General features: G+C 65.1%; 25 protein-coding genes and 1 pseudogene. 14 read left to right on the forward strand and 12 right to left on the reverse strand.

The features are described from left to right. Nucleotides 1-134: 134 nt before the first annotated feature. The 3 genes from WHT83_RS03925 (at nucleotide 135) to WHT83_RS03935 (ending at nucleotide 2,906) form a co-directional block, all read left to right on the forward strand. Entirely contained in the window at nucleotides 135-1,316 is a 1,182-nt protein-coding gene (locus WHT83_RS03925) for an MFS transporter (protein ID WP_406873021.1), read from the forward strand. Between the two features lie 88 nt (nucleotides 1,317-1,404). Further along, nucleotides 1,405-2,238: an aldo/keto reductase gene (locus tag WHT83_RS03930; RefSeq protein WP_406873022.1), complete on the forward strand. Its 834-nt coding sequence runs from the start codon at nucleotides 1,405-1,407 to the stop codon at nucleotides 2,236-2,238. A gap of 209 nt (nucleotides 2,239-2,447) precedes the next feature. Continuing rightward, complete coding sequence (locus WHT83_RS03935; protein WP_406873023.1) at nucleotides 2,448-2,906, forward strand: glyoxalase superfamily protein; 459 nt, start codon at nucleotides 2,448-2,450, stop codon at nucleotides 2,904-2,906. 70 nt (nucleotides 2,907-2,976) lie between these two features. On the opposite strand, the gene WHT83_RS03940 is transcribed toward WHT83_RS03935, so the two are convergent. From WHT83_RS03940 to WHT83_RS03950, 3 genes are read right to left on the reverse strand one after another with little or no spacing between them, the layout of a single operon-like run. Then, nucleotides 2,977-3,792, reverse strand: a complete 816-nt coding sequence (locus WHT83_RS03940; RefSeq protein WP_406873024.1) for an ABC transporter ATP-binding protein — start codon at nucleotides 3,790-3,792, stop codon at nucleotides 2,977-2,979. Beyond that, a complete protein-coding gene (locus WHT83_RS03945) occupies nucleotides 3,785-4,837 on the reverse strand; it encodes a FecCD family ABC transporter permease (RefSeq protein WP_406873025.1) in 1,053 nt (350 codons plus the stop codon). Before WHT83_RS03945 ends, WHT83_RS03940 begins: the two co-directional genes overlap by 8 nt. Further along, nucleotides 4,834-5,856, reverse strand: a complete 1,023-nt coding sequence (locus WHT83_RS03950) for a FecCD family ABC transporter permease (protein WP_406873026.1) — start codon at nucleotides 5,854-5,856, stop codon at nucleotides 4,834-4,836. Before WHT83_RS03950 ends, WHT83_RS03945 begins: the two co-directional genes overlap by 4 nt. Before the next feature lie 90 nt (nucleotides 5,857-5,946). Between WHT83_RS03950 and WHT83_RS03955 the strand changes: the two genes are divergently transcribed. The 4 genes from WHT83_RS03955 to WHT83_RS03970 all read left to right on the forward strand — a co-directional run bounded on the left by WHT83_RS03955 (nucleotide 5,947) and on the right by WHT83_RS03970 (nucleotide 9,020). After that, nucleotides 5,947-6,861 carry an ABC transporter substrate-binding protein gene (locus WHT83_RS03955; protein WP_406873027.1) on the forward strand — a complete coding sequence of 305 codons (915 nt, stop codon included), beginning with the start codon at nucleotides 5,947-5,949 and terminating at the stop codon, nucleotides 6,859-6,861. 138 nt (nucleotides 6,862-6,999) lie between these two features. Beyond that, nucleotides 7,000-7,605, forward strand: a complete 606-nt coding sequence (gene leuD / locus WHT83_RS03960) for a 3-isopropylmalate dehydratase small subunit (RefSeq protein WP_108606205.1) — start codon at nucleotides 7,000-7,002, stop codon at nucleotides 7,603-7,605. A gap of 192 nt (nucleotides 7,606-7,797) precedes the next feature. Beyond that, nucleotides 7,798-8,631, forward strand: a complete 834-nt coding sequence (locus WHT83_RS03965) for a hypothetical protein (protein WP_406873028.1) — start codon at nucleotides 7,798-7,800, stop codon at nucleotides 8,629-8,631. A gap of 8 nt (nucleotides 8,632-8,639) precedes the next feature. Beyond that, a complete protein-coding gene (locus WHT83_RS03970; protein WP_108606204.1) occupies nucleotides 8,640-9,020 on the forward strand; it encodes a RidA family protein in 381 nt (126 codons plus the stop codon). 27 nt (nucleotides 9,021-9,047) lie between these two features. Here the strand turns inward: WHT83_RS03970 and WHT83_RS03975 are convergent, their stop codons facing one another. Further along, nucleotides 9,048-9,437 carry a PIN domain nuclease gene (locus WHT83_RS03975; RefSeq protein ID WP_318763177.1) on the reverse strand — a complete coding sequence of 130 codons (390 nt, stop codon included), beginning with the start codon at nucleotides 9,435-9,437 and terminating at the stop codon, nucleotides 9,048-9,050. Further along, nucleotides 9,434-9,664 (reverse strand): type II toxin-antitoxin system VapB family antitoxin, encoded by a 231-nt coding sequence (locus tag WHT83_RS03980; RefSeq protein ID WP_406873029.1) that lies wholly within the window; start codon nucleotides 9,662-9,664, stop codon nucleotides 9,434-9,436. The genes WHT83_RS03975 and WHT83_RS03980 overlap by 4 nt, the downstream gene beginning before the upstream one ends. A 141-nt stretch (nucleotides 9,665-9,805) precedes the next feature. Here WHT83_RS03980 and leuB point away from each other — a divergent pair, with 141 nt between their 5' ends. After that, a complete protein-coding gene (gene leuB / locus WHT83_RS03985) occupies nucleotides 9,806-10,909 on the forward strand; it encodes a 3-isopropylmalate dehydrogenase (RefSeq protein WP_108606201.1) in 1,104 nt (367 codons plus the stop codon). 3 nt (nucleotides 10,910-10,912) lie between these two features. Here leuB and WHT83_RS03990 read toward each other — a convergent pair whose 3' ends face one another. Further along, nucleotides 10,913-11,617 carry a DUF805 domain-containing protein gene (locus WHT83_RS03990; protein WP_406873030.1) on the reverse strand — a complete coding sequence of 235 codons (705 nt, stop codon included), beginning with the start codon at nucleotides 11,615-11,617 and terminating at the stop codon, nucleotides 10,913-10,915. Nucleotides 11,618-11,919: 302 nt separating this feature from the next. On the opposite strand from WHT83_RS03990, the pseudogene WHT83_RS03995 reads away from it, so the two are divergent. Next, nucleotides 11,920-13,823 (forward strand): annotated as a pseudogene (locus WHT83_RS03995) (ABC transporter ATP-binding protein/permease). A gap of 2 nt (nucleotides 13,824-13,825) precedes the next feature. Here the strand turns inward: WHT83_RS03995 and WHT83_RS04000 are convergent. Both WHT83_RS04000 and WHT83_RS04005 read right to left on the reverse strand, forming a co-directional pair. Next, nucleotides 13,826-14,287 (reverse strand): DUF6644 family protein, encoded by a 462-nt coding sequence (locus WHT83_RS04000; protein ID WP_406873031.1) that lies wholly within the window; start codon nucleotides 14,285-14,287, stop codon nucleotides 13,826-13,828. 14 nt (nucleotides 14,288-14,301) lie between these two features. After that, entirely contained in the window at nucleotides 14,302-14,688 is a 387-nt protein-coding gene (locus WHT83_RS04005; protein WP_406873032.1) for a DUF6152 family protein, read from the reverse strand. Between the two features lie 145 nt (nucleotides 14,689-14,833). Between WHT83_RS04005 and WHT83_RS04010 the strand changes: the two genes are divergently transcribed. The 4 genes from WHT83_RS04010 (at nucleotide 14,834) to WHT83_RS04025 (ending at nucleotide 18,595) form a co-directional block, all read left to right on the forward strand. Next, nucleotides 14,834-14,968 (forward strand): hypothetical protein, encoded by a 135-nt coding sequence (locus tag WHT83_RS04010; RefSeq protein WP_256371662.1) that lies wholly within the window; start codon nucleotides 14,834-14,836, stop codon nucleotides 14,966-14,968. Nucleotides 14,969-15,077: 109 nt separating this feature from the next. Further along, nucleotides 15,078-16,112 carry an aspartate-semialdehyde dehydrogenase gene (locus WHT83_RS04015; protein WP_108606196.1) on the forward strand — a complete coding sequence of 345 codons (1,035 nt, stop codon included), beginning with the start codon at nucleotides 15,078-15,080 and terminating at the stop codon, nucleotides 16,110-16,112. A gap of 172 nt (nucleotides 16,113-16,284) precedes the next feature. Further along, the gene (locus WHT83_RS04020) at nucleotides 16,285-17,529 is read left to right on the forward strand and encodes a glycosyltransferase (protein ID WP_406873033.1); all 1,245 of its coding nucleotides are present in this window, start codon (nucleotides 16,285-16,287) and stop codon (nucleotides 17,527-17,529) included. A gap of 160 nt (nucleotides 17,530-17,689) precedes the next feature. Then, on the forward strand, nucleotides 17,690-18,595 hold the full coding sequence (locus WHT83_RS04025; protein WP_406873034.1) for a bestrophin family protein: 906 nt from the start codon (nucleotides 17,690-17,692) through the stop codon (nucleotides 18,593-18,595). Here WHT83_RS04025 and WHT83_RS04030 read toward each other — a convergent pair. The 4 genes from WHT83_RS04030 to ffh all read right to left on the reverse strand — a co-directional run bounded on the left by WHT83_RS04030 (nucleotide 18,586) and on the right by ffh (nucleotide 21,652). Then, entirely contained in the window at nucleotides 18,586-19,119 is a 534-nt protein-coding gene (locus tag WHT83_RS04030) for a cupin domain-containing protein (protein ID WP_183263362.1), read from the reverse strand. The two genes, WHT83_RS04025 and WHT83_RS04030, sit on opposite strands and share 10 nt — an antisense overlap. 167 nt (nucleotides 19,120-19,286) lie before the next feature. Continuing rightward, nucleotides 19,287-19,679, reverse strand: coding sequence for a 30S ribosomal protein S16 (rpsP, locus tag WHT83_RS04035; RefSeq protein ID WP_108606192.1), 393 nt, complete (start codon nucleotides 19,677-19,679; stop codon nucleotides 19,287-19,289). Between the two features lie 55 nt (nucleotides 19,680-19,734). Beyond that, nucleotides 19,735-20,061, reverse strand: a complete 327-nt coding sequence (locus WHT83_RS04040) for a chorismate mutase (RefSeq protein WP_108606191.1) — start codon at nucleotides 20,059-20,061, stop codon at nucleotides 19,735-19,737. Between the two features lie 10 nt (nucleotides 20,062-20,071). Beyond that, the gene (gene ffh / locus WHT83_RS04045) at nucleotides 20,072-21,652 is read right to left on the reverse strand and encodes a signal recognition particle protein (protein WP_108606190.1); all 1,581 of its coding nucleotides are present in this window, start codon (nucleotides 21,650-21,652) and stop codon (nucleotides 20,072-20,074) included. A 344-nt stretch (nucleotides 21,653-21,996) separates the two neighbouring features. On the opposite strand from ffh, the gene WHT83_RS04050 reads away from it, so the two are divergent. Next, a complete protein-coding gene (locus WHT83_RS04050; protein WP_406873035.1) occupies nucleotides 21,997-23,739 on the forward strand; it encodes a putative bifunctional diguanylate cyclase/phosphodiesterase in 1,743 nt (580 codons plus the stop codon). Nucleotides 23,740-23,797 lie beyond the last annotated feature (58 nt).

Raw genomic sequence — 23,797 nt, forward strand, 5'->3', positions numbered from 1 at the left:
TCGTTTCACAAGCATTCGTCCATCATGGCGGATTATTGCGCAAGTGGCTTTGCCCCATATTGCCGGCAAGGATCAACCGGCGATCAGAACTCGCCCAACTGCGCCCGCGCTCAGCGGGCGAGAATGGTTTTGCCATGCCTCTGGCCATATTTGCACTGACCATTGCGGCCTACGCGATCGGAACAACGGAGTTCGTCATCGTCGGGCTGTTGCCGACTGTGGCCAACGACCTTCACATCACCTTGCCGCTGGCCGGCCTGATCGTCAGCGTCTACGCGCTTGGCGTGACCTTCGGCGCTCCGGTGCTGACAGCACTGACCGGCAGGATCGAGCGCAAGCCGCTGCTGCTCGGCCTGATGGCACTGTTCGTCATCGGCAACACGGCAGCGGCGCTGAGCCCGAGCTACGAGCTGCTGCTGGTGGCGCGCGTGCTCTCGGCCTTCGCCCATGGCGTGTTCTTCTCGGTCGGCGCGACGATCGCCGCCGACCTGGTGCCGGAAAACCGCCGCGCCTCGGCGATTGCCATGATGTTCATGGGCCTGACGGTGGCAATCGTCACCGGCGTGCCGCTCGGCACCTTCATCGGACAGACCTTCGGCTGGCGCGCCACCTTCTGGGGCGTGTCGGCGCTCGGCGTCATCGCCTTCGCCGGCATTGCAGCCCTGCTGCCCGCGACGCTGAAGAAGGCCGCCCCGTCGAGCCTGCTCGACCAGGCCAGGGTGCTCAGCTCCGGCCGGCTGCTGCTGGTCTTTGCCATGACCGCGCTCGGCTATGGCGGCACCTTCGTCGCCTTCACCTACCTCGCCTCGATCCTCGAGACCGTCACCGGCTTCTCGGCCTCGAGCGTCAGCCTGCTGCTGGTGCTCTACGGGCTGGCGATCGCAGCCGGCAACATCGCCGGCGGCCGCATCGCCGACCGCAACCCGGTCAAGGCGCTGACCGTGCTGTTTGCGCTTCAAGCTGCGGTACTGCTGGTGTTTTCCTTCACCGCCGTCTCGCCTGCCTGGACAATGGTGACGCTGGCCGGCCTCGGCTTCCTGTCCTTCGCCAATGTGCCCGGGCTGCAGCTCTATGTCGTGCAGCTGGCCAAGGAACACCGCCCCGGTGCGGTCGACGTCGCCTCGGCGCTCAACATCGCCGCCTTCAACCTCGGCATCGCGCTAGGCGCCTGGATCGGCGGCCTGGTGGTCGCCTCGCCGCTCGGCCTCGGCGCCACGCCCTGGGTCGGTGCCCTGCTGGTGGCCGGCGCATTTGTCCTGACCGTGTGGAGCGGCGCACTCGACCGTCGCGACGAACCGGTATGCCAGCCGGCTTAGGATGATTGATCGGCTGCACCCGAGACCTAACTAAAGGCGGAGCCCATCCGCCCAAGCCTCCCCAACAAGCCCCCACAAGGAGAATTCCATGAACTTCGTGAACGCCAATGGCGCGACGATCCCCGCCCTCGGCTTCGGCACCTTCCGCATGCCTGGCAAGGAAGTGCTCGAAGTGGTGCCCGAGGCCATCAAGCTCGGCTTCCGCCACATCGACACCGCCCAGATCTACGGCAACGAGGCTGAGGTCGGTGAGGCCATCCAGAAATCTGGCGCCGCCCGCGCCGATATCTTCCTGACCACCAAGGTCTGGGTCGACAAGTTTCGTCACGCCGATTTCGTGACGTCGGTCGAAGACAGTCTGAAGAAGCTTCGAACCGACCATGTCGACCTTCTGCTTCTGCACTGGCCGAACGACGCGGTACCGCTGGCCGAGCAGATCGGCGCACTGAACGAGGTCCGGCAGGCCGGCAAGGTGCGGCACATCGGCGTCAGCAACTATAACACCGCGCTGATGGCCGAGGCTGTCCAGCTGAGCGCTGCACCCATCGTCACCAATCAGGTCGAGTACCACCCCTATCTCGACCAGACCAAGGTGCTGGAGACGGCGCGCCGGCTCGGCATGTCGGTGACGGCCTACTACGCCATGGCCGACGGCAAGGTGCTGTCCGACCCTGTGTTGAAGGACATCGGTTCGCGCTACGGCAAGACGGCGGCGCAGGTGGTGCTGCGCTGGCTGGTGCAGCAGGATGGCGTCGTCGCGCTGTCGAAGACCTCGACACTGAAGCGGCTGCCGGAAAACTTCGCCATCTTCGACTTCGAGCTTTCGGCCGAGGAGATGGCGGCGATCCACGCGCGCTCCGCTTCCGGCGGACGTATCGTCAGCCCGGCAAGCCTTGCTCCAACCTGGGACAAGGCAGCCTGAGCGTCGGCGCCGGCGCGACCGTTGACGTCGCGCCGTCTACTCCCTATCTGAGGGCGGTCAAGGGCGGGAAGCCCCTGCCGCCCGCAGCCGCAAGGCCTGGTGAAGCTTCCCTCGAAAAGTTCGTTTCCCTGTCGATGCGACGGCCGAAGCGGCAATGCGGGCTCCCGACCTTCAACCACGCCGTTCGCGCATCGCGAAGGAGCGAACCCATGACCACAGGTCAGACCAACGACTACAAGAACAATGCCCGCAGGCTGCGCGATGCGCTGGCCAGCGAAGGCATCGCCGTCAGCCACGCCAAGGCGCTGGAACTCGTCGCCCGCCAGGAAGGCGTCCGCGACTGGAACACGCTTGCTGCGCGTCCGGCGGCGACCCCGGTGTCGGCGAAGGCCGACGAGCCCAAGGCTGCCGTGCCCTTTGCCGTCGGCGAAAACGTCGCCGGCACTTTCAACGGCAACCCTGCGCAGGGCCGCGTCATCGCCCTCGAAGAGACGATCAAGCCGGACCTCTGGCGCGTCACCGTCGCCTTCAATCCGCCGGTGGACGTGTCGACCTCGAAGCTGTTCTCGTCGGAACGCCGGCGCATCCAGATGGTGGTCGGCGCCGACGGCCGCTCGCGCCGCCTGACCGGCACCGAGACCGGCGTGATGGCGCTCGCACGCGCCTGACGTCTTCTCGTTCACCCTGAAAGTTACGGCCGTGGATCATCCGATCCGCGGCCGTTTTTACATGGGCGGATCAGCCCGCCGTTTCGGCCCGGAAGCGTGGCGACGAATTGCGGATCGGAATGCACAGCGGACGCTCGTGCACCGGGTCGGTGATGACGCGGCAGGAGATGCCGAACACGTCCTCGATCAATTCCTCGCTCATCAGCTCGGCCGGCGCGCCCTCGGCGACGACGCTGCCGTCCTTCAGGAAGACCAGCCGGTCGGCGTAGCGGGCGGCGAGGTTGAGGTCGTGCAGCACCAGAACCACCGTGCGGCCGTGCTCCTGGTTGAGACGCCTGACCAGGTCGAGGCAATCGATCTGGTGGGCCATGTCGAGATGGTTGACCGGCTCGTCGAGGCAGATGATGTCGGTCTCCTGAGCCAGCACCATGGCGATCCAGACGCGCTGCAACTGGCCGCCCGACAGCGAGCCGAGCCGGCGGTCGGCGAGGTGCGACACCCCGGTACCGAACATCGCCGCCTGGATGGCCTCGCCGTCGGCGGCGCTCCACGGCTGCAGCATCGACTGGTGCGGGTAGCGCCCGAGCCGGACCAGCTCCTCGACGCTCATGTCGTCGGGCGCCGACGGGTTCTGCGCCAGGAGGCCGATATGACGGGCCAGCTCCTTTTCCTTGAGCCCTGATATCGGCAGGTCGCCGAGCCGCACCTCGCCCGATTTCGGCTGGTGCAGCCGACGGATGGCGCGCAAGAGCGTGGACTTGCCGCAGCCGTTGGGGCCGGCGAGCACGGTAACCTTGCCCTTGGGAATCTCGAGGTCGATGGCTGAAAGAGCCGTCGCCGCGCCATAGGCGACGGTAAGGGCGGCGACGGTGATCGCTTTATCCATTGGTACTCCCCCTGCGCAGCACGAGGTAGAGGAAATAGGGCGTGCCGATGACTGCGGTGACCGTGCCGGCGGGCACTTCGGTCGGCGCAAACAGCACGCGCACGATGAGGTCGGCACCGACGAGCATGATCGCGCCCAAAAGGAAGCTGGCGACGATGCCCGGGATGACCGGCCGGCCGACGATCAGCCGGGCGAGATGCGGCGCCATCAGCCCGATGAAGCCGACACCGCCGGCGAAGGCGACGGCAAGTGCGGTCAGCGCCGAGGCAAGCGCGAAGACCAGGATGCGGAAGACCGGCAGGTTGAGGCCGATGCCGCGCGCCGAGACCTCGTCGAGGTCGGTGGGCGGCAGGCGACGCGCCACGGCGAAGACGCCGACCATGGCGATGGCGAGGCCGACGGCGACGACTTGGACCTCGCCCCAGTTGATCTCGTTGACGGCGCCGGCGAGCCAGCGGCTGGCCTGGGTGGTGCGGTAGATCGGCCCGACGATCATCAGGATCAGCGTCGCCGCCTTGGCGACGGCACCGACGGCGATGCCGAACAGCAAGAGCCGCACCGCCGACGATGCCTGCTGGCCGGAAAGCAGGAAGACCGCCGCAATCGCCACGCTGGCGCCGACCATCGCCGCCACCGGCTGCCAGACGATAGAGGTGACAAGCGCATTGCTCTCGTCGGAAAGCAGCGCCAGGAAGATGACGACGCCGAGGCCGGCACCGCCGATGACACCGAGCACGCCGGGCGAGGCCAGCTCGTTGCGCGTCACCTTCTGAAGCAGATAGCCTGATACCGCCATGGCGCCGCCGGCGAGGATGGCAATGGCGACACGCGGCGCGCGCAGCTGCAGCACGACGACACGTTCGCCGCGCGTGCCCTCTCCGAGCAGGATTTCCAGAATGCGGCGCGGATCGATCCAGGTCGAGCCGAAGCCGATGCCGCAGAGCGCCAGGACCGCCGCGACAGCGGCGATGACGGCAACTGCGATCCAGGCGCGGCGGCTGATGCGGGCCAATGCCGGCGATAGGCGTGGGGCGAGCGGGCTCATGCGGCGCGCCTCCTGAGCAGGACCAGCAGCAGCAGGCCGCCGACGATGGCCGTGACCGCGCCCACGGGCGCCTCTCGCGGATAGATGACGAAGCGGGCGACGATGTCGGCGAGCGTGGTGTAGAGCGCGCCGACCATCGCGGCGGCGGCAATCTGCAGCCTGTGGCCGAGCCCGACCAGGGCGCGCGCCGCATGCGGCACGACAAGGCCAACGAACATGACGGGACCGGCCATGGCGACAGCCGCACCGCTAAGCAGCGCAACCGCAAGGAAGGCCAGCCCCCTGACGACGCCGAGCGGCACGCCGAGACCGCGTGCCGTCGAATCGTCGGTCTGGAGGATGTCGAGCGGGCGGGCCAGCGACGCCGCCAACGCGGCACCCACGACCACGAAGGGCAGCCCGTTGAGGGCAAGGCCAAGCTTGCGGTCGGCGAATGAGCCGGCCAGCCAGAACAGCAACTGGTCGAGCATCGTTTCGTTCACGGTGAGCACGACATTGACGAAACTGTCGAACAGTCCGGCGAAGGTGACGCCGACAAGCACGATCCTGAGCGGCGAGATGCCGCCGGCCGCGGCGGCCAGGCCGAAAACGACGAAACTGGTCAGCAGCGCCCCGACTGCTGCCGCCAGCGACAGGCCCGGCAGCGAAACAACGCCAAACAGCCCGCTCGCCATGACGACGGCAAATGCAGCACCCGCATTGAGACCAAGCGTGTCGGGCGAAGCGATGCGGTTGCGCGACAGCGTCTGCACGATGACGCCGGCAATGCCGAGCGCCGCACCGACCATGGGCGCCATCAGCGCCCGGGGCAGCCGCAGGTCACGGATCACCACATCGGTCTCGCTGCCGTCGAAGGCGGTGAGCGCCGTCCAGATCTCCTCGGGCGAATAGAGCCGGTAGCCGAGCGCCAGGCTGAGATACATCAGCCCGAGCAGGAGCAGCGCAAGCCCGGCGAAGAGCGACCGGTGCCCGATACGCGGATGCGCTCGGATGCTCGTGGTCGACGAAGCGAGGGGCACGTGGCAGCCTTAATATGAGCTTGACAGTCAGGGTTTGATCTGACCCTTTGCCAAACCTTCCCGCCCTCGTCAAGTTTGGAGCCTTTCGCCATGAAGCTCTTCGTCAAAGCCATTCTCGGTGCGGCACTCGTCGCTTTTGGCCCCAACCCGGCCTTCGCCCACGAGGTCAAGCACGCCATGGGCGTGACCGAAGTGCCCGAGAACCCCCAGCGCATAGTGGTGCTGACCAACGAAGGCACCGAGGCGGTGCTGGCGCTGGGCCTCAAGCCGGTGGGCGCCGTGCGCTCCTGGACCGGCTCGCCCTGGTACAAGCACATCGCCGGCAAGATGGAGGGCATCGAGGTGGTGGGCGAGGAATCGGCCGTCAATCTCGAGCTGATCGCCGGCCTGCAGCCCGACCTCATCCTCGGCAACAAGACGCGCCAGGAGAAGATCTACGACCAGCTCTCGGCCATCGCGCCAACCGTGATGTCGGAGCGCCTGCGCGGCGACTGGAAGGTGAACTTCGCGCTTTACGCCGATGCGCTCGGCAAGAAGACTGAAGGCGACGTGCAGCTCAAGGCCTTCGACGACAAGGCGACCAAGCTCGGCGAGGCGCTCGGCGACAAGAAGGCTGAGAAGGTGTCGCTGATCCGCTTCATGCCCGGCCTGACCCGCATCTACTACAAGGACACCTTCCCCGGCATGATCTTCGACCAGATCGGCATCTCGCGGCCTGCGGTGCAGGACAAGCCGGGCTTCGCCGACGACGTGACCAAGGAACGCATTCCCGAGTTCGACGGCGACCGCCTGTTCTACTTCGTCTACGAAACCGGCAACGGCAAGGCGAGCAAACAGTCGGAAGAATGGCTGGCCGAGCCGCTGTGGCAGAACCTGCCGGTGGTGAAGGCCGGCAAGGCCGTGGCGGTTGACGATGCGGTGTGGAACACGGCCGGCGGCGCGATCGCCGCCAACCTGTTGCTCGACGACATCGCCCGCGTCTACGGCGTGACGCCGGCGCAGTAGCCAACGCCTGTGGGGACGCGTCGCCATATCGGTGAGGCGTCCTGGCTTTCCCCAGCGTCGAAACGCTTTGATTCCCGGCCAAGCTTGTGTAAAGCGGGGCAAGCCAAAATCCCCGCAACAGCCAGACGGGCAAAAGCCATGGAAAAATTCACCAAGCTCACGGGCGTCGCCGCACCCCTGCCGATCGTCAACGTCGACACCGACATGATCATCCCCAAGGATTATCTCAAGACGATCAAGCGCACTGGCCTTGGCACCGGGCTTTTCGCCGAAATGCGCTTCAATGAGGACGGCTCGGAGAACCCCGATTTCGTGCTCAACAAGCCGGCCTACCGCAAGGCACAGATCCTGGTTGCCGGCGACAATTTCGGCTGCGGCTCGTCGCGCGAGCACGCGCCCTGGGCGCTGCTCGACTTCGGCATCCGCTGCGTCATCTCGACGTCGTTCGCCGACATCTTCTACAACAACTGCTTCAAGAACGGCATCCTGCCCATCACCGTCAGCCAGGAAGACCTGGACAAGCTGATGGACGACGCCTCGCGCGGCGCCAACGCCACCGTGTCGGTCGATCTCGAAGTCAAGGAAATCCGCGGCCCCGACGGCGGCGTGGTCAAGTTCGACCTCGACGACTTCCGCCGCCATTGCCTGCTCAACGGCCTCGACGACATCGGCCTGACCATGGAGAAGGCATCGTCGATCGACAGCTACGAGAAGAAGGCTGCCGAGAACCGCCCCTGGGCCTGAGCCCTCGACGCCTCAAGGCTGCAATGTCTCGAAGCCCCGTCCCGATTGAAATCGCGGCGGGGCTTTTTGCTGGAACAATCGGCTCCGGCTGACTGGCCTGCCGCGCCATGCCATGGTCGCACCTCGGGATTCGGAGCGCGAACGGACATCGGCCGCTCCGTGACTTCGCATGTCGATCTCCAGGAGCAGACCATGAAATCTTCCGCCCTCCTTGCAGCCTTCGCGCTGGCGTTGATCGCCTCGACCGCGGCGCTGGCCCAGGACGACGGCTCGCAGACGATCGCCTTCGAAGGCGGCAACTTCACCATCGCCGAGAACGCCGAAGGCGAAAAGATCGTCGCCTACGACGGCAAGGAAATCGCCAGGAACTACGTCGCCTTCCACGATCGCACGGTCGAGGTCAGCGGCACCAAGGTGGCGATCTTCGCGCTCGGCGACGGCGGCAATGCCTGCGGCCCGGAGACCGTGCTCGCCTGGAAACGCGGCGCCGGCATCCAGTCGACCGTCGTCGGCGACGGCGAATGCGGCACCCCGCCTGCGGCTGTCACTGGCGACACGCTCTATTTCGTGCCCTACCTGCTCCCCGGCACCAAGGCGCCCGTGCGCAAGTGGTCGCTTGACGATGGGCTGACCGTAGCCGGAGAGCTGGCGTTCACGCCGCAGCCCGGCACGACCTGGGCCGAACTCAAGGTCGAGAACATCGCCTACCCCGTAGACTTCTTCGACAACGCCGAGCTCTATCAGGCCGCAAGCGCCATGCTGGGCGACCAGCTCGAGGGCGTGGCGCTCGGCCTTTCGGTGTCGAGCGGACCCGAAAGGACAGCCTCGGGCCTGGTCTTCGCCACCGGCTGCGTGCCCCATGCCTGCGGCGTCAACGATTCCTTCATCGGCGTCGATACCGCGGGCAAGAAGCTGTACTTCGCCAAGCAGGGCGATACGTCCGAGCCCAGCACCTGGCCGGCATTGGCCGAGTGGCCGGCAGAGATGAAGGACGCGCTGACCAAGTCGCTTGTACAGGGAGAGTGAGAAAAGCCATGCGAAAACTGATTTCGACAGGATCGCCCTTCGAGAAGACCGCCGGCTATTCGCGCGCGGTGGTCCAGGGCGACTGGTGCTTCGTCTCAGGCACCACAGGCTACGACTATGCCACCATGACCATGCCGGAGAGCGTCGAGGCGCAGACGCGCAACTGCCTGGCGACCATCGCCAAGGCGCTGAAAGACGGCGGCTTCGACATGGCCGACGTGGTGCGCGCGCACTACTACATCACCAACCAGGCCTATGTGGATCTGGTGTTCCCGATCCTCGGCGAGACCTTCGGCGACATTCGTCCCGCGGCAACGATGATCGTCTGCCAGCTCAACAAGCCCGAGATGAAGATCGAGATCGAGGTGACGGCGCTGAAGCGCGCGTGAATGCGCTGCTGGCGACAGGCGTGCGGCTCAAGAGAGTTGGAGGCCGAGGTACTCGGCCATCGGAAGGAAGTCGCGGTCGTCGTGCAAAAGCATATGACCGTGCTCGATGCAGAAGGTGGCGATGATTAGATCGGCAAGCGCCCTGATGGTGATGCCGCGCGCCCGCAGATGGCGATAGTTGGCCGCGGCCGCTACCGCCAGCCGATCGTCCATCATCGGCACGATGGGGTACTTCCGCAAATGGGTTTCAAGAAAGGTTGCATGCCGGTCGTCACGGGCGCCGCGCAAGACTTCGAGCAACACCATGTCGCCGAGCAGAATTTTGCCCTGCGCCGTTGCCCGGTGGAGCTTGGCAACACTCTCGCGCTGCACATCGCGTAGGGCGAAAATCCAAACCGAGGTATCGACGACGATCATTTCCTGTCTTCAAGGCCCCAGTCGGTATCGAGTGTCCAATCGTTGCGCATGGCATCGAGATCGCCGTCCCAACCCATGCCTCGCATAGCCTCGAGAGCAGCCACCTGCTCCGAAATCGCGACCACTTGGCGCAAGGCGGCCTCGACGGTGGCTTTCTTGGTCGACTGGCCAGTGGCCTTCATGGCCTTCTTCATCAAGCGGTCATCGATATCGATATTCGTGCGCATGACACACCTATGTGTATGGATTGCCGCAAACATACACATAGCAGCCCAGAGATTCAAGAAATCCGCGCCTTTCCCGCTTGCACGCGCGCCCCGCCAAGGCTAGCAAGACCGCGGTTCACGCATCTTTCGGAAAGGCTTTCCATGGCGACGCGCAATCTTCTTCTCCTCCCCGGCGACGGCATCGGCCCCGAGGCCATGGCCGAGGTCCGCAAGCTGATTGCGGCCATGAACGACAAGCTCGGCAGCGGCTTTACCACCGACGAAGGCCTTGTCGGCGGCTCGGCCTACGACGCCCATGGCCAGGCGATCTCGGATGCCGACATGGCAAAGGCGATGGCGGCGGACGCCGTGCTGTTCGGCGCCGTCGGCGGCCCGAAGTGGGATGCCGTGCCCTACGAGGTCCGCCCCGAAGCCGGCCTGCTGCGCCTGCGCAAGGACATGGAGCTGTTCGCCAACCTGCGCCCGGCGATCTGCTATCCCGCACTCGCCTCTTCGTCCTCGCTCCGCCAGGAAGTGGTCGAGGGCCTCGACATCCTGATCGTGCGCGAGCTGACCGGCGGCGTCTATTTCGGCGAGCCCAAGCAGATCATCGACCTCGGCAACGGCCAGAAGCGCGGCATCGACACGCAGGTCTACGACACGTTCGAGATCGAGCGCATCTCGGGCGTCGCCTTCGAACTGGCGCGCACGCGCCAGAACCGCGTGACGTCGATGGAAAAGCGCAACGTCATGAAGTCAGGCGTGCTGTGGAACGAGGTGGTGACCGCCACCCACAAGGCGAAGTACGCGGACGTCAAGCTTGACCACATGCTGGCCGATGCCGGCGGCATGCAGCTGGTGCGCTGGCCCAAGCAGTTCGACGTCATCGTCACCGACAACCTGTTCGGCGACATGCTGTCGGACGTTGCCGCGATGCTCACCGGCTCGCTCGGCATGCTGCCTTCGGCCTCGCTCGGCGCACCGGACGCCCTCACCGGCAAGCGCAAGGCGCTCTACGAGCCGGTGCATGGCTCGGCGCCCGATATTGCCGGCCAAGGCATCGCCAACCCGATCGCCATGATCGCGTCCTTTGCGATGTGCCTGCGCTACTCGTTTAACATGGTAGCCGAGGCCGACAAGCTGGAAGCGGCAATCGCAGCCGTGCTCGACGACGGCCTGCGCACCAAGGACATCATGTCCGAGGGCAAGACCGAGGTCGGCACGACCCAGATGGGCGACGCCATCATCGCGAAGTTCTTCGCGTAACGACTAGGCGGCCGGAACGTAGGGCGGGGGAACCCTTACCCCCGCCGGCACCGGCCCCCATTTGTTGTCGTGCTTCTGCGACGGCAGCAGCGAAAACACCAAGGTGATCAGCCCGCCGACATAGGGCAGCAGCATCAGCAGACAAAACCAGCCCGACAGGCCGAGGTCGTGGATACGGCGAACGGTCATGGCGATGCCGGGCAACAGCGTAGCCAGCACGAACAGGCCGGGCAAGGCGAAGCCGGCGACCGGCTCCTCCAGTCCGGCATCGAGGTTGCCGAGCAACCCATCGATGCCGAAGCCGACGGTCGAGAGCGCGACCGCCGAAATCGCCCAGAACAGATAAAAACCCCAATATTCCTTGCGCCGGGCGCGACTGCGGAAATTGGCGTAGTTTTCGGTCAATCCGCGGCGGGAATAGCTCCACAGGCCGGTCGAGGACGTTGCGGCTTCGGTTGCGAAGCGGCCGAAATGCTGTGGTGTTGCAGCCCGGACCGGAGCCAAGGCCGACGAAGCGGCAAGCGGAGCCTGGATGGCAAAAACCTCCCGCGCCTGACCGCCGCTCGGCTGGAACTCGACCTGAGCGCCCTTGCTCACCGCAGCCATGTGCCTCAGGTCCTCGCGGGCGAAGGTGTAGCGATTTCCGTCGGCTCCGACGATGAAGCCGAAGCCCTGGGTCTCGTCGTAATGCAGTACGTCCCCACGCATCTGTCGCCCTCGTGATTGGAGCGAAGATTGTTCCAAACTCTGCTGCACCGCAAGCGCGGGTGAGGAATGCGGCAGGGTAGTGGGGAGACAGCGGACAGTTGCCCTCCAGCAACGCTCGCGATGCATTGATTAGCCGGTAACCACATGTTGACTGTGAAATGCTCAACTCATGTTACCCTTCAATAGCAAATGGGCACTGGGGCAGGAAAACAGTGATTCGGGTCGACAGACCTCGAGATCCATCGGTGAACAGATGGCGTCGCGGCGCCGCAAGGCCGCCTCCCCTGACGCCGGTTTCGGCGATGCTCAACTTCTGGGGCCTGATGCGGGCCTACTGGATGTCGGATCGCTGGAAGGAAGCCTGGGGGCTGACGCTGGTGATAGCCCTCCTCACTGCACTTTCCAGCAAGGCCAGCGTCTGGATGGCCGAAGCCTCCGGTGAGTTGGTCAATTCGATTGCCTTCTTCCACGACCCGACAAACCTGACGCCGCTGGCGTCTCTGCTTACCAGTGCCGGCACGCTGCTTCTTCTCGTGCTGATCAAGGATGCGGGCTTTACTGGCATCCGCCATCTCTTCTCCACCACATTGCACCGAAAGTGGCGAGGCTGGCTCAACAGCCGCTTCAACGCCGCCCTGCTCGACGGCAACCACACCCATTTCCATGTCCAGCACGGCGGCGTCGACGCCGCGGGCGTCGGCACTCCTCCCCCGACAACATCGACCAGCGCGTCCAGGATTCGATCAAGGGCATGACCGGCGGAGCGATCGGCCTGGCCATGGGCGTCATGAGCGTTGCCGCCTCGCTGTTCTTCGTCGGCCAGAAGCTTCTGGAAACCTCGACCTCGGTGCGCGGGCTGGAGTTCCTTGGCAACTACGGCAGCTTCGTGCTGGCGATCGGCGCGGTCGGGGCCTATGTCCCGCTCAACACCTACATCGCCATCAAGCTGGGCGGGCTGATGGAGCGGCTCAGCATCCGGATGCAGCAGGCCGAGGGCAGCTACCGCGGCGAGCTGACAACCTTCCTGCGCCGCAGCTTCCACGTCGCGGCCTCGCGTGGCGAGAGCGTGCAGCGGTCGATGCACGACCGGCTCTATCTCGACATCGACAAGACTTGGGGGCGGCTCAACACGGTCAATGCCGGCTACATGTCGTTCGAGCTCATCTACAACTTCGTCGCCGCCCGCTTCGTCGCCTACGGTCCCGGCCTGCTGCCCTACATGCACGGCCAGATCAACCTGAAGGGCTACATCACCGGCGCCGAGCTGGTGAATTCGCTGATCAGCCAGTGCTCGTGGTTCATCCACGTGATGCCGGCGATCGCCACGCTCAGAGCCAACAGCCAGCGCGTCATCGGCCTTGCCAACGCAATCGAGGACGTCCAGCGGCCGCAGGAATTCTACGGCCTTACCGGCCATTCCGATTTCAGCTACGGCGGTCAGAACGCAATCTTCGGCCTGACCGTGCGCAATCTCGAACTGATGCATCGGGGCAGCGACGCAACGCCGTTCCTGACCGTTTCCAACCTGCGCTTCAGGCGCGGCGAATGGATCTTCGTGCGCGGCGAGTCCGGCTGCGGCAAGACATCCCTGGTCAAGGCAATCAACGGGCTGTGGCCGTATGGCCGCGGTGCCATCATCTATCCCGAGGGGGTGAAATCCTTCTACGCCACGCAGGACGTCAAGCTGCCGCAAGTGTCGCTAAAGCAGCTTGTCTGCCTGCCGGGCAGTGCCGACGAGCATTCGGAGGCCCGCGTTGCGGTCGCGTTACACAAGGCCGGGCTCGGCGATTTCATCGAGCATCTCGGCGAGGAGATGCGCGAGGGCAAGGTCTGGGACCAGCTGCTCTCGGGCGGCCAGAAGCAGAAGCTGGTGGTGGCCCGCATTCTCCTGCTCCAGCCCGGTCTGCTGTTCCTTGACGAGGCCACCGCCGCACTCGACCCGGAGGCCAAGATCGCTTTCCACCAGGCGATCAAGGACAACTGCCCCGATGTCACCGTGATCAGCGTGATGCACGAGGCCACCCCGCCGAAATCGGCGATGGGGCTGGAGTTCTACGACAGCGTCGTCAGCATCGCAGACGGCGTCGCCACCAAGCAGGCGCATGTCGGCCTGCCCGCCGAGCTCACCGAGCTGCTGGCGCAACCCATGCCCACCGAGGAGTGGCCGCCGCTGCGTTTCCCCCGCATCAAGCTGAAGGAGAAGTAGCTTCACTGAAACCCGATGAAGCGGCCGCACAGCAGTACGGCACACCACAGCACGATCGAGGTTGCGGCAAGCACGCGTGGCGCCGGCGGACGGACACTCGCATCAAGCCCCTTGTCGACGGTGGCGAACGCCACGAAATTGGCCCCGGCGAGGCCGATGAGGCTCATCTTGGCGAGAAACACCGGCATCTGCGCATAGTGCGACGCGCGCACCGAAAACAGCAGGAGCCCGCTCAGCACGGCCACGCCGAAGGCGAGGAAGGCAAGTCGCCTCAACAGCGCCACGAAGGGGCGCTCCGGCAGGGCGCGAAAGGCGCCAAGGATGCGCAGGTCCATCAGCGCAACCGAGGTGAGCAAGGCGCCGATGGCGGCGATATGGACCGCATTGATCACCGGGTAGGCAAAGTACGAGGTCTTCAACAGCTTGACGGCGTCGAGTTGCTCGATAGCCTGCAGCGGCTCCACGCCCCCGATCCCGCTCAGCTCGGCGGCACGCGGTCCGAATAGACGTCGTAGGTCTTGCCGTTGACGACGATCCGGACTGCCTTCATGCGGTTTTCGGTTTCGTCACGCGAACGGTTTCCGATCGCGGTGACCTCGTCGCCTTTTTTGGCGACCTCGTCGCTGAAGCCCGCCGCGATCGTTCTCGCCGGCGGGGCGAGTTCCACCCGCCAGATGTCGCCTTCGACATCGACGTCGAGCGTGGCATGCGGATTGCCGATGTAGATTTCGGCGATGACACCCTTGAGCTCGAAAAAGCCGTCCTGGGTCCAGGACCAGCCGTGATGGGCAAGTGCCGGCAGGGTGAAAATGGCAGCCGCAGCCAGCGTGGCGACGATGGGGACGCGTTTCGACAGGATTTCCATGGGGCTCCTCCGTCAATCGATCCACGGCGAGCCTAGGTACTAGGCGACAAAGGTCAAATCACAAGCGCCGGAGGCCGACAGCTCCGGCCCCGATTGACTCTCCACGCAAACCGGCTAAAAGCGGCGGCGAACAGGGAACCCTCCGATGCGCGGCCTCTTGATGGCGCTTTTCGCATTCGACTTCCCCGGCCACGATGCCAACCATCGTGCCGGGCGCGCAACCGCGTCCCTGCTTTCGACCAAAACCATGGCCAAAACCACCACCACCAAAACGGTGTGATTTCCCTTGGCCTGCTCACCCTCTCCCGGGTCCGGCCCGGGGGATGAAGCCCGCAACGGCCAGCGGGTTTTCTCCAGAAGCGAGCGGAGAGGGACAGGAGATTTTCGATATGGGTTTCAAGGTTGCAGTCGTCGGCGCCACGGGCAATGTCGGCCGGGAAATGCTCAACATCCTCGAGGAACGCGGCTTTCCGGTCGATGAGATCGTCGCACTGGCCTCGCGCCGCTCGCTCGGCACCGAAGTGTCGTTCGGCGACAAGACGCTGAAGGTCAAGGTTCTCGACACCTATGACTTCTCCGACACCGACATCTGCATCATGTCGGCCGGTGGCAACATTTCCAAGGAATGGTCGCCCAAGATCGGCAAGCAGGGCTGCGTCGTCATCGATAACTCGTCGGCCTTCCGCTATGACCAGGACGTGCCGCTGATCGTTCCGGAAGTGAACCCGGACGCGATTGCCGGCTTCACCAAGAAGAACATCATCGCCAACCCGAACTGCTCGACGGCCCAGCTGGTCGTGGCGCTCAAGCCGCTGCACGACGCCGCCACCATCAAGCGCATCGTCGTATCCACCTACCAGTCCGTTTCGGGCGCCGGTAAGGAAGGCATGGACGAGCTGTTCACCCAGACGCGCGCCGTCTTCGTCGCCGACCCGGTCGAAGCCAAGAAGTTCACCAAGCGCATCGCCTTCAACGTCATTCCGCACATCGACGTCTTCATGGACGACGGCTCGACCAAGGAAGAGTGGAAGATGGTCGCCGAGACCAAGAAGATGCTCGATCCCAAGATCAAGCTGACCGCCACCTGCGTACGCGTGCCGGTGTTCATCGGCCACTCGGAAGCCGTCAACATCGAATTCGACAAGCCGATCACCGCCGACGAGGCACGCGACATCCTGCGCGAAGCACCGGGGTGCCTGGTCATCGACAAGCGCGAGGACGGCGGCTACGCCACCCCGCTCGACTCGGCCGGCGAGGATGCGACCTACATCTCGCGCATCCGCGAGGACCAGACCATCGACAACGGCCTGTCGATGTGGATCGTCTCCGACAATCTACGCAAGGGTGCCGCCCTCAACGCCGTGCAGATCGCCGAACTGCTGGTCGAGCGCGGCCTGATTGCGCCAAAGAAGAAGGCAGCCTGAGGCCAGCCTCGGAAAAGTGCCGCGTCGGGCATGGCCTGCGACGCGGCACGACACGATTTGATGCCGGGGCGTGCGCCTCGGTGTCGGTCTCAAGCTTGACCCCGATTCCGGCTACGCTACATTAGCATTGCTTGATGGGCAGTGCGGGCGCCAGCAATCGGGACCACCAGCCATGGCGCGTGACAGCGTCGACGCCGCGCATTCCAGCCCTGTGACAGACGCAAACGGCCAAGATCGCCCGCTGCGCATTCTCATGACCAATGCCGTCCTGACCGGCCGCAGCGGCACGGAAACGCTCGTCCGCGACATGGTGCTGGCGCTGCGCCGGCGCGGCCATTCGGTCGCCACCTTCGCGCCCGTGACCGGCCCGGCGGCGGCCGAAATCCGCGCGACGGGCTCGCCGGTGGTGACCTCGCTGGCGCCGCTCAGTGAAGTGCCCGAAATCATTCACGGCCACCACACGGGTCCCACGATCGCCGCCCTCGTCCGCTTTCCCGGCACACCGGCGGTGTTTGCCTGCCATGACTTCGCCAGCGACCAGGATGCGCCCCCCGTTCATCCCCGCATCAGGCGTTATCTCTATGTGCGCAGTGTGCTGCGCGGCCGGCTTGTCGACGAAAACGGCCTGCCGCCGTCCCGCGTCACGTTCTGGCCAAACACCATCGACCTCAACCGCATCGGTCCTGCCGCACCGGCACCGGAGAAGCTGCGCACGGCCGCGATCTTTGCCCACCCGGGCACCATTCTCGCCAACCTGATTGCCGAAGCGTGCGAACGGCGCGGCATTGGCTTCCGCGGCGAATTGGTGGCAAAGGCAGCCGACGATGTCGTCAAGCGCCTCGATGGTGTCGACCTGGTCTTCGCCAGCGGGCGAATGGCGCTCGAAGCACTGGCCAACGGCCGCGCCGTCATCAACGCCGACCGTTTCGGCATCGGCGGCCTGGTGACCACACAACGGCTCGACGATTTCGCTGCCGTCAACTTTGCCTATGGCGCGCTGTCCGAAGCAGCGTCACCTGAAGTCCTGGACAGGGAAATCGCCGCCTATCGGCCAGACGACGCGGCCGGCGTGACCCAGCATGTCAGGCGGAACTTCAACAGCGACGAAGGCGCACGGCAACTCGAGGCGATCTATCGCGCGGTCCTTTCCGAACGGGATTGGCCCAGGAAGGTCGCCTCCGAGGAGGATTTGGCCCTGGCCGCGATCCTCGAAACGTTGCTCCAGCAGAACCGTATCTTCGACCCCCGCTTCATCAAGCTGCGCGAAGGGGTGGGACCAAGCGAGGAGTTTCATTTCGCCATGGGCGAACTCTCGGGCAGGACCGCGGAGCTGGCAGCCGAGGTTCGCAAGCTTCGCCGCGGCGGTCCGTTCCGCAGTCTGCTGGAACTGTTGACCGGCAATTACACACGTCGCTGAACGCTGGCCGGCCCAGTAAATGGCGGTAGCCCGCGTCGAGCGGCCAAGTGACTGAATCATTTCGACGAAACTGGCACCGACGTCGCATTTGGAGGTGACTTCCCGATAGCCTTCGGCGCACAATGGCGGCCTCACGGCACCGCCAGAGGTTTCCGCCCGCATGATCGTCCGCCCCCGCACCGGCCTGCTGAAACTGTTCTTCGTCATGCGCGGGTCCGTCGTGCCGCGCATCCTGCCGCAGATCTTCGGCTTCGCGCTCTACGGCGCTTTGGTGGTGGCGGCGATCAAGGCGCTCGATCTCAACCTGGGTGACGCCGGCGTCGCGCCCTTCGCCCTGCTTGGCGTCGCCCTGTCGATCTATCTCGGTTTCCGCAACAACGCCGCCTATGACCGCTGGTGGGAGGCGCGCAAGCTGTGGGGCCAGCTGGTCTTCGAGATCCGAAACCTTTCGCGCGCCGCCAACGCGATGATTTCGGACCGCGACGAGTTGCGGCCGTTCCTGATGGATGCGCTGGCCTTCTGCCACTTCCTGCGCGGCGAACTGCGCCGCGTCGACACGCGCGAAGCAGCCCGCCCCTTCATCGGCGACGCCGTCGACGAGATCCATGCCGCCACCAACAAGCCGGACGCCACGATCCGTCGCATGGGCACGAGGCTCGCCGTGCTCAAGCGCGCCAAGGTGCTGGAAGCCATGGACTACCGCATCCTCGACGAGCGGCTGTCGGCGATCGCCGCCCTGCAGGCGGGCTGCGAACGCATCATGGGCACGCCCCTGCCCTTCGCCTACACGCTGCTCCTGCAGCGCACGGCTTATGTCTTCTGCCTGCTCCTGCCATTCGGCCTGGCGGCGTCCGCTGGCTGGGCGACGCCGCTGTTCACCGCACTGATTGCCTACACCTTCTTCGGCCTCGACGCGCTGTCGGAAGAGCTGGAGGACCCCTTCGGCATGGAGGCCAACGACCTGGCGCTCGACGGCCTGTGCCGGGTCTGCGAGATCTCGGTGTTCGAGGCCTTGGGCGAAACGCCGCCGCCGATGCTGGCCGCCGAGAACTTCTTCTATTCCTGAGGGTGCGCAGCCGGGGTCGCAGTTCCGGCAGCGGTCGTGTCGATGCCCTCCCAGTAGTCCATCGTCGCCGCCTTGCGGTAGCCCTCCCCGGTCAGCCGGACGCTGACCCGGCCGGAGTCGGGATAGACGATGACATCGTTGGGATCGCGCTCGCCGATGATGAGATAGCGGCAGGGCTCGTTCGTATGGTTGAACAGCGAGTGTCCGACCTTTTGCCCTGCCGGAAAGCAGACATAGTCGCCGGCCTTCATGACATAGGCGCGTGCGCCGAGCCGAAGCGTAAGCGCGCCCTCGAGGATGTAGGCGTGCTCCTCCTCAAGCATGTGATAGTGCGACGGGTTGGATTCCTTGCCCGGCGCGAGTTCTTCCAGCGCCACGCCGACGTGGTCGCCGCCTGCGAAATTGGATAGGTGCCTGAAACTCGAACCGAAACGCTCGCCCTGCGAAAAGGCCTCGAGCGGCACGGATTCCGCCGCGAAGGGCTCGGACACACCGTTGGCATTGATCGAAGTGCTGCTGGACATCGCCTGCTCCTCCTGGCCCGCGCCGTGGCAAGGTGGCGCGGCCACGAGAAGCGGTCAAGCGACCGGCTGGCGACTCGACTGCTGCCAGTTGGATGAACCAAGGCAGATGCAAACGAAAACGGCGGACCTTGCGGCCCGCCGTTCTCCAGTCGCCGGTTGGGCGAAAATTACTCGGCAGAAGCCTCGGCCGGGGCAGCGGCGGCAGCGGCGATCGCGGCGGCTGCATCGTCCTGGGCCTTCTTCAGGGCAGCCAGACGCTCCTGGGCCTTCTTGCCCGGCTCACCCTTGGTCGGGTTCGAGCGGGTTTCGCGCTTCACAAGGCCAGCCTCGTCGAGGAAGCGGGCAACGCGGTCGGTCGGCAGCGCGCCGTTCGCCATCCAATGCTTGACGCGGTCGCCGTCGATCTTCACGCGATCGCCGTCCTTGGGCAGCAGCGGGTTCCAGGCGCCGATCGCCTCGATGAAGCGGCCGTCGCGCGGGCTGCGGGCGTCGGCGATGACGATGTGGTAGTAGGGGCGCTTCTTCGAGCCGGCGCGGGCCAGGCGGATCTTAAGGGACATTGTCTTACTCCTGAATAGTTCTGTCTTGGGTTTGGTATGTTCTGCTTGTTCCGCCTCAGGCGGAGGTAGTCCTGTCTGAGCCACCGTTATGTTCGGCGGCCAGCATTTCATGATGCCGGATCACCTCGCGGATGATGAAGTTGAGGAACTTCTCCGCGAAATCCGGATCGAGATGGGCATCGTCGGCCAGACGGCGCAGGCGCTCGATCTGGGTCTGCTCGCGCGCCGGATCGGCCGGCGGCAGGCCATGGGTCGCCTTGAGCACGCCCACCGCCTTGGTGCAGCGGAAGCGCTCGGCGAGCATATGGATCAGGGCGGCATCGATGTTGTCGATCGAGGCACGCAGTTCCTGGAGCTGCGCCTGAGGATTGATATCGGTCATCGCGCGCTCCTCACTTCTTCTTGCCGAGGCCGGGCAGGCCGCCGCCGAGGCCCGGAAGCTTCATGCCGCCAGGCAGGCCCGGCAAACCGCCACCTGGAAGTCCGCCGCCGGGCAGGCCCTTGAGGCCCTTGCCGAGGCCGGCGGCTTCCGCCTGCTTCTGCAGCGCTTCGAGCTGCTTGGGATCCATCTTCGACAGGTCGGGCATGCCGCCCATGCCCGGCATCATGCCACCGAGGCCCATCTTTGAAGCAAGGCCGCCCATCATGCCGCGCATGAGACCGCCGCCTTTGCCCTTGCCGCCCATGGCCTTCATCATGTCGGCCATCTGGCGATGCATCTTGAGCAGCTTGTTGATTTCGGCCGCATCGGTTCCGGAGCCGGCGGCGATGCGCTTCTTGCGCGAATGCTTCAAAACGTCGGGGTTGGCGCGCTCGGCCTTGGTCATCGACGAGATGATGGCGATCTGGCGGCCGAACATCTTGTCGTCCAGGCCGGCCGAAGCCATCTGGTCCTTCATCTTGCCCATGCCTGGCATCATGCCCATGATGCCGCCCATGCCGCCCATCTTCTGCATCTGGCCAAGCTGGTCGGCGAGGTCGTTCAGGTCGAACTTGCCCGACTGCATCTTCTTGGCCATCGCCGCGGCCTTTTCCGCGTCGATGTTTTCGGCTGCCTTCTCGACCAGCGAAACGATGTCGCCCATGCCGAGGATGCGGTCGGCGATGCGCTTGGGATAGAACTCCTCCAGCGCTTCCATCTTCTCGCCGACGCCGATCAGCTTGATCGGCTTGCCGGTGACGGCACGCATCGAAAGCGCGGCACCGCCACGGCCGTCGCCGTCCATGCGGGTCAGCACCAGGCCAGTGATGCCGACGCGGTCGTCGAAATTCTTGGCGAGGTTGACGGCGTCCTGGCCGGTCAGCGAGTCGGCGACGAGCAGGATCTCGTGCGGGTCCGACACCTTGCGGATGTCGGCCATCTCGGCCATCAGCGGCTCGTCGATATGGGTACGGCCGGCGGTATCGAGGATGACGACGTCATGGCCGCCGAGCTTGGCCGCCTGGACGGCGCGCTTGGCGATGTCGACCGGTGACTGGCCGGTAATGACGGGAAGGGTGGCAACCTTTGTCTGCTCGCCGAGCTGGCGCAGCTGCTCCTGCGCTGCCGGACGGCGCGTGTCGAGCGAGGCCATCAGGACCTTCTTGCCCTGGCGCTCGGTCAGCCGCTTGGCGATCTTGGCCGAGGTCGTCGTCTTGCCCGAGCCCTGCAGGCCGACCATCATGATGACAACCGGCGCCGGCGCATTGAGGTCGATGGCGACGCCTTCGGAGCCGAGCATCTCGATCAGCTCGTCATGGACGATCTTGACGACCATCTGTCCGGGCTTGATCGATTTCAGGACCGCCGCGCCGACCGCCTTCTCGCGGACGCGATCGGTGAAGGAGCGGACCACTTCGAGTGCGACGTCCGCTTCGAGCAAGGCACGACGAACCTCGCGCAGGGCAGCCGAGACATCGGCTTCCGACAGCGCGCCACGGCCGGTCAGGCCGTTGAGGATCGATCCAAGTCGCTCTTGCAGCGATTCAAACATTCAACTTCCCTTCTCTCAGCCAACCGGTGTCGAACCGAGAGGTAATGCCTCTGCGACTGCGAACCAAACCAAAAAGCACCCGGGGGCGCACTGCGCTGCCGGGTGTTGGCCTCCGGGATCATTTTGTGCCGCTAAGGGCGTCCCGGTCGGCCGCTCGGAGTGGAACTCGTCGCGGAATTTGTGGGCTGTAGACAGGAAAAAGGCCAGAGAGTCAAGAGAAGGCACATTTCCCGCGAGCTTTCGAACCGTTCGCGGCGCGACGGTCAATCCCTGTTAAGACTTGCCCTCTAGTGTGCCGCCTGCCGGGGGGCTCTATATGCATTTAATAAGGGTGTTTTGCCACCATGTGTGACCATGCGGCCGGCTCGCATGTCGTATCCCCGGGAGGCGATCGCATTTCCGACTCGTCGCTGGGCGGATTTGTCGAAAACATCGAATTCGCGCTGGTCGTCATCGACGCCTCGGGAAACATCACCTTTGTCAACAAATCCGCCGAGCGCATGTTCGGCTACGCCAGGTCCGACATGGTCGGCCACACGCTCGACCTGATCATTCCACCCAGGTTGCGCGGTGCCCACAACGCTGGCATCGCGCGCGTCGGCTCCGGCACGCCGTCGAAGCTGACCGGCAAGACGGTCGAGGTGGCAGCTCTTCGGCGCGACGGCAGCGAGTTCCCTATCGAGCTGTCGCTTTCGGTCTGGCACGGGCCGGACGGCGTATCGATGGGCGGCATGATCCGCGACATCTCCGACCGGCGGCAGCGCGACATGCGCCTGCATCGCCTTGCCCATCAGGACACGCTGACCGGCCTGCCGAACCGTTTCCAGTTCGACACGCGCCTCGAGGAAGCGCTCGCCGCCGGCGAGCAGACGGCCGTGCTACTGATCGACCTCGACGGCTTCAAGAAGGTCAACGACACGTTGGGCCACGCCACCGGCGACACACTGCTGCAGGCCCTCGCCGTGCGGCTGCCCGCAGCACTCGAGGCTAATGCCATGGTGGCCCGTCTCGGCAGTGACGAGTTCGCCGTATTGCTGCGCGGGACCGGCAGCCCCTCAGCCGGCGAGGCAGCCGCAAACAGCCTGCTCCAGTCGTTCGAAAAGCCTTTCGAGATCGGCGACCACCTGATCAAGCTCGGCGTCAGCATCGGCGGCGCCGTGGCCCCAAGCGACGGCGGCGACGCCGAGGAGCTGCTGGCCAGCGCCGACCTTGCGCTCTACCGAGCGCGGCAGCAGGGCAATTCCTACCGCATGTTCGAACCGGACATGCGCAACGCGGTCGCTGTTCGGCGCGCCTTGCAGGACGAGCTGTTGCGGGCAATCGGCGCCGGCGAATTCGTGTTGCACTACCAGCCGCAGGTTTGCCTGGAGAGCGGCAAGGTGCTGGGCGCCGAGGCGCTGTTGCGCTGGAACCATCCTTCGCGCGGGCTGCTTTCGCCTGCCGACTTCCTTGCCGTGCTTGAATCGCATTCCGGCGCGCTGACCGTCGGCGGCTGGATCCTCGACGAGGCATGTCGCCAATCGGCGGAATGGCGCGCCCGCGGGCTGGCGCCCATCTCCATGGCGGTCAACCTGTTTGCGGTGCAGGTCAATGCCGGAAATCTGGCGGAAACCGTGCTGACCACGCTGGCCCGCCACGGGCTGCCGGCCAACGCCCTCGAACTGGAAGTGACCGAGACCATCGCCCTCGACCATGAAGAGCGCACGCTGGCACCGTTCCGCAAGCTGGGCGAGGCAGGCGTCGGCCTTGCCTTCGACGATTTCGGCACCGGCCATGCCGCGCTCAGCACCATCAAGCGCTTTCCGCTGACGCTGCTCAAGATCGATCGCAGCTTCATCCGCGACATGCTGAGCCAGCCACAAGATGCCGCGATCGTCCGCGCAGTGCTCGGCATGGCCAGGGACATGGGGCTGGCCGTCGTCGCCGAGGGCATCGAGACGCGCGCGCAGGAAGCCGCCCTCTACGCCATGGGCTGCCGTGTCGGACAAGGCTATCTCTACTCCAGGGCGCTGCCGGCGGCGGATTTCGAACACTTGATGAAGCGTCCGGCCAAGGCCGCCAGGAAAGCAGCCACGGCGAAAATCTGAACCTTTGCCGCCGATTTCCGCGCGATCCCGTCGCAACAGGTATAGGATTTGCGCCGGC

This window comes from Aminobacter sp. P9b (assembly GCF_045345995.1).
Taxonomy (GTDB): domain Bacteria; phylum Pseudomonadota; class Alphaproteobacteria; order Rhizobiales; family Rhizobiaceae; genus Aminobacter; species Aminobacter niigataensis.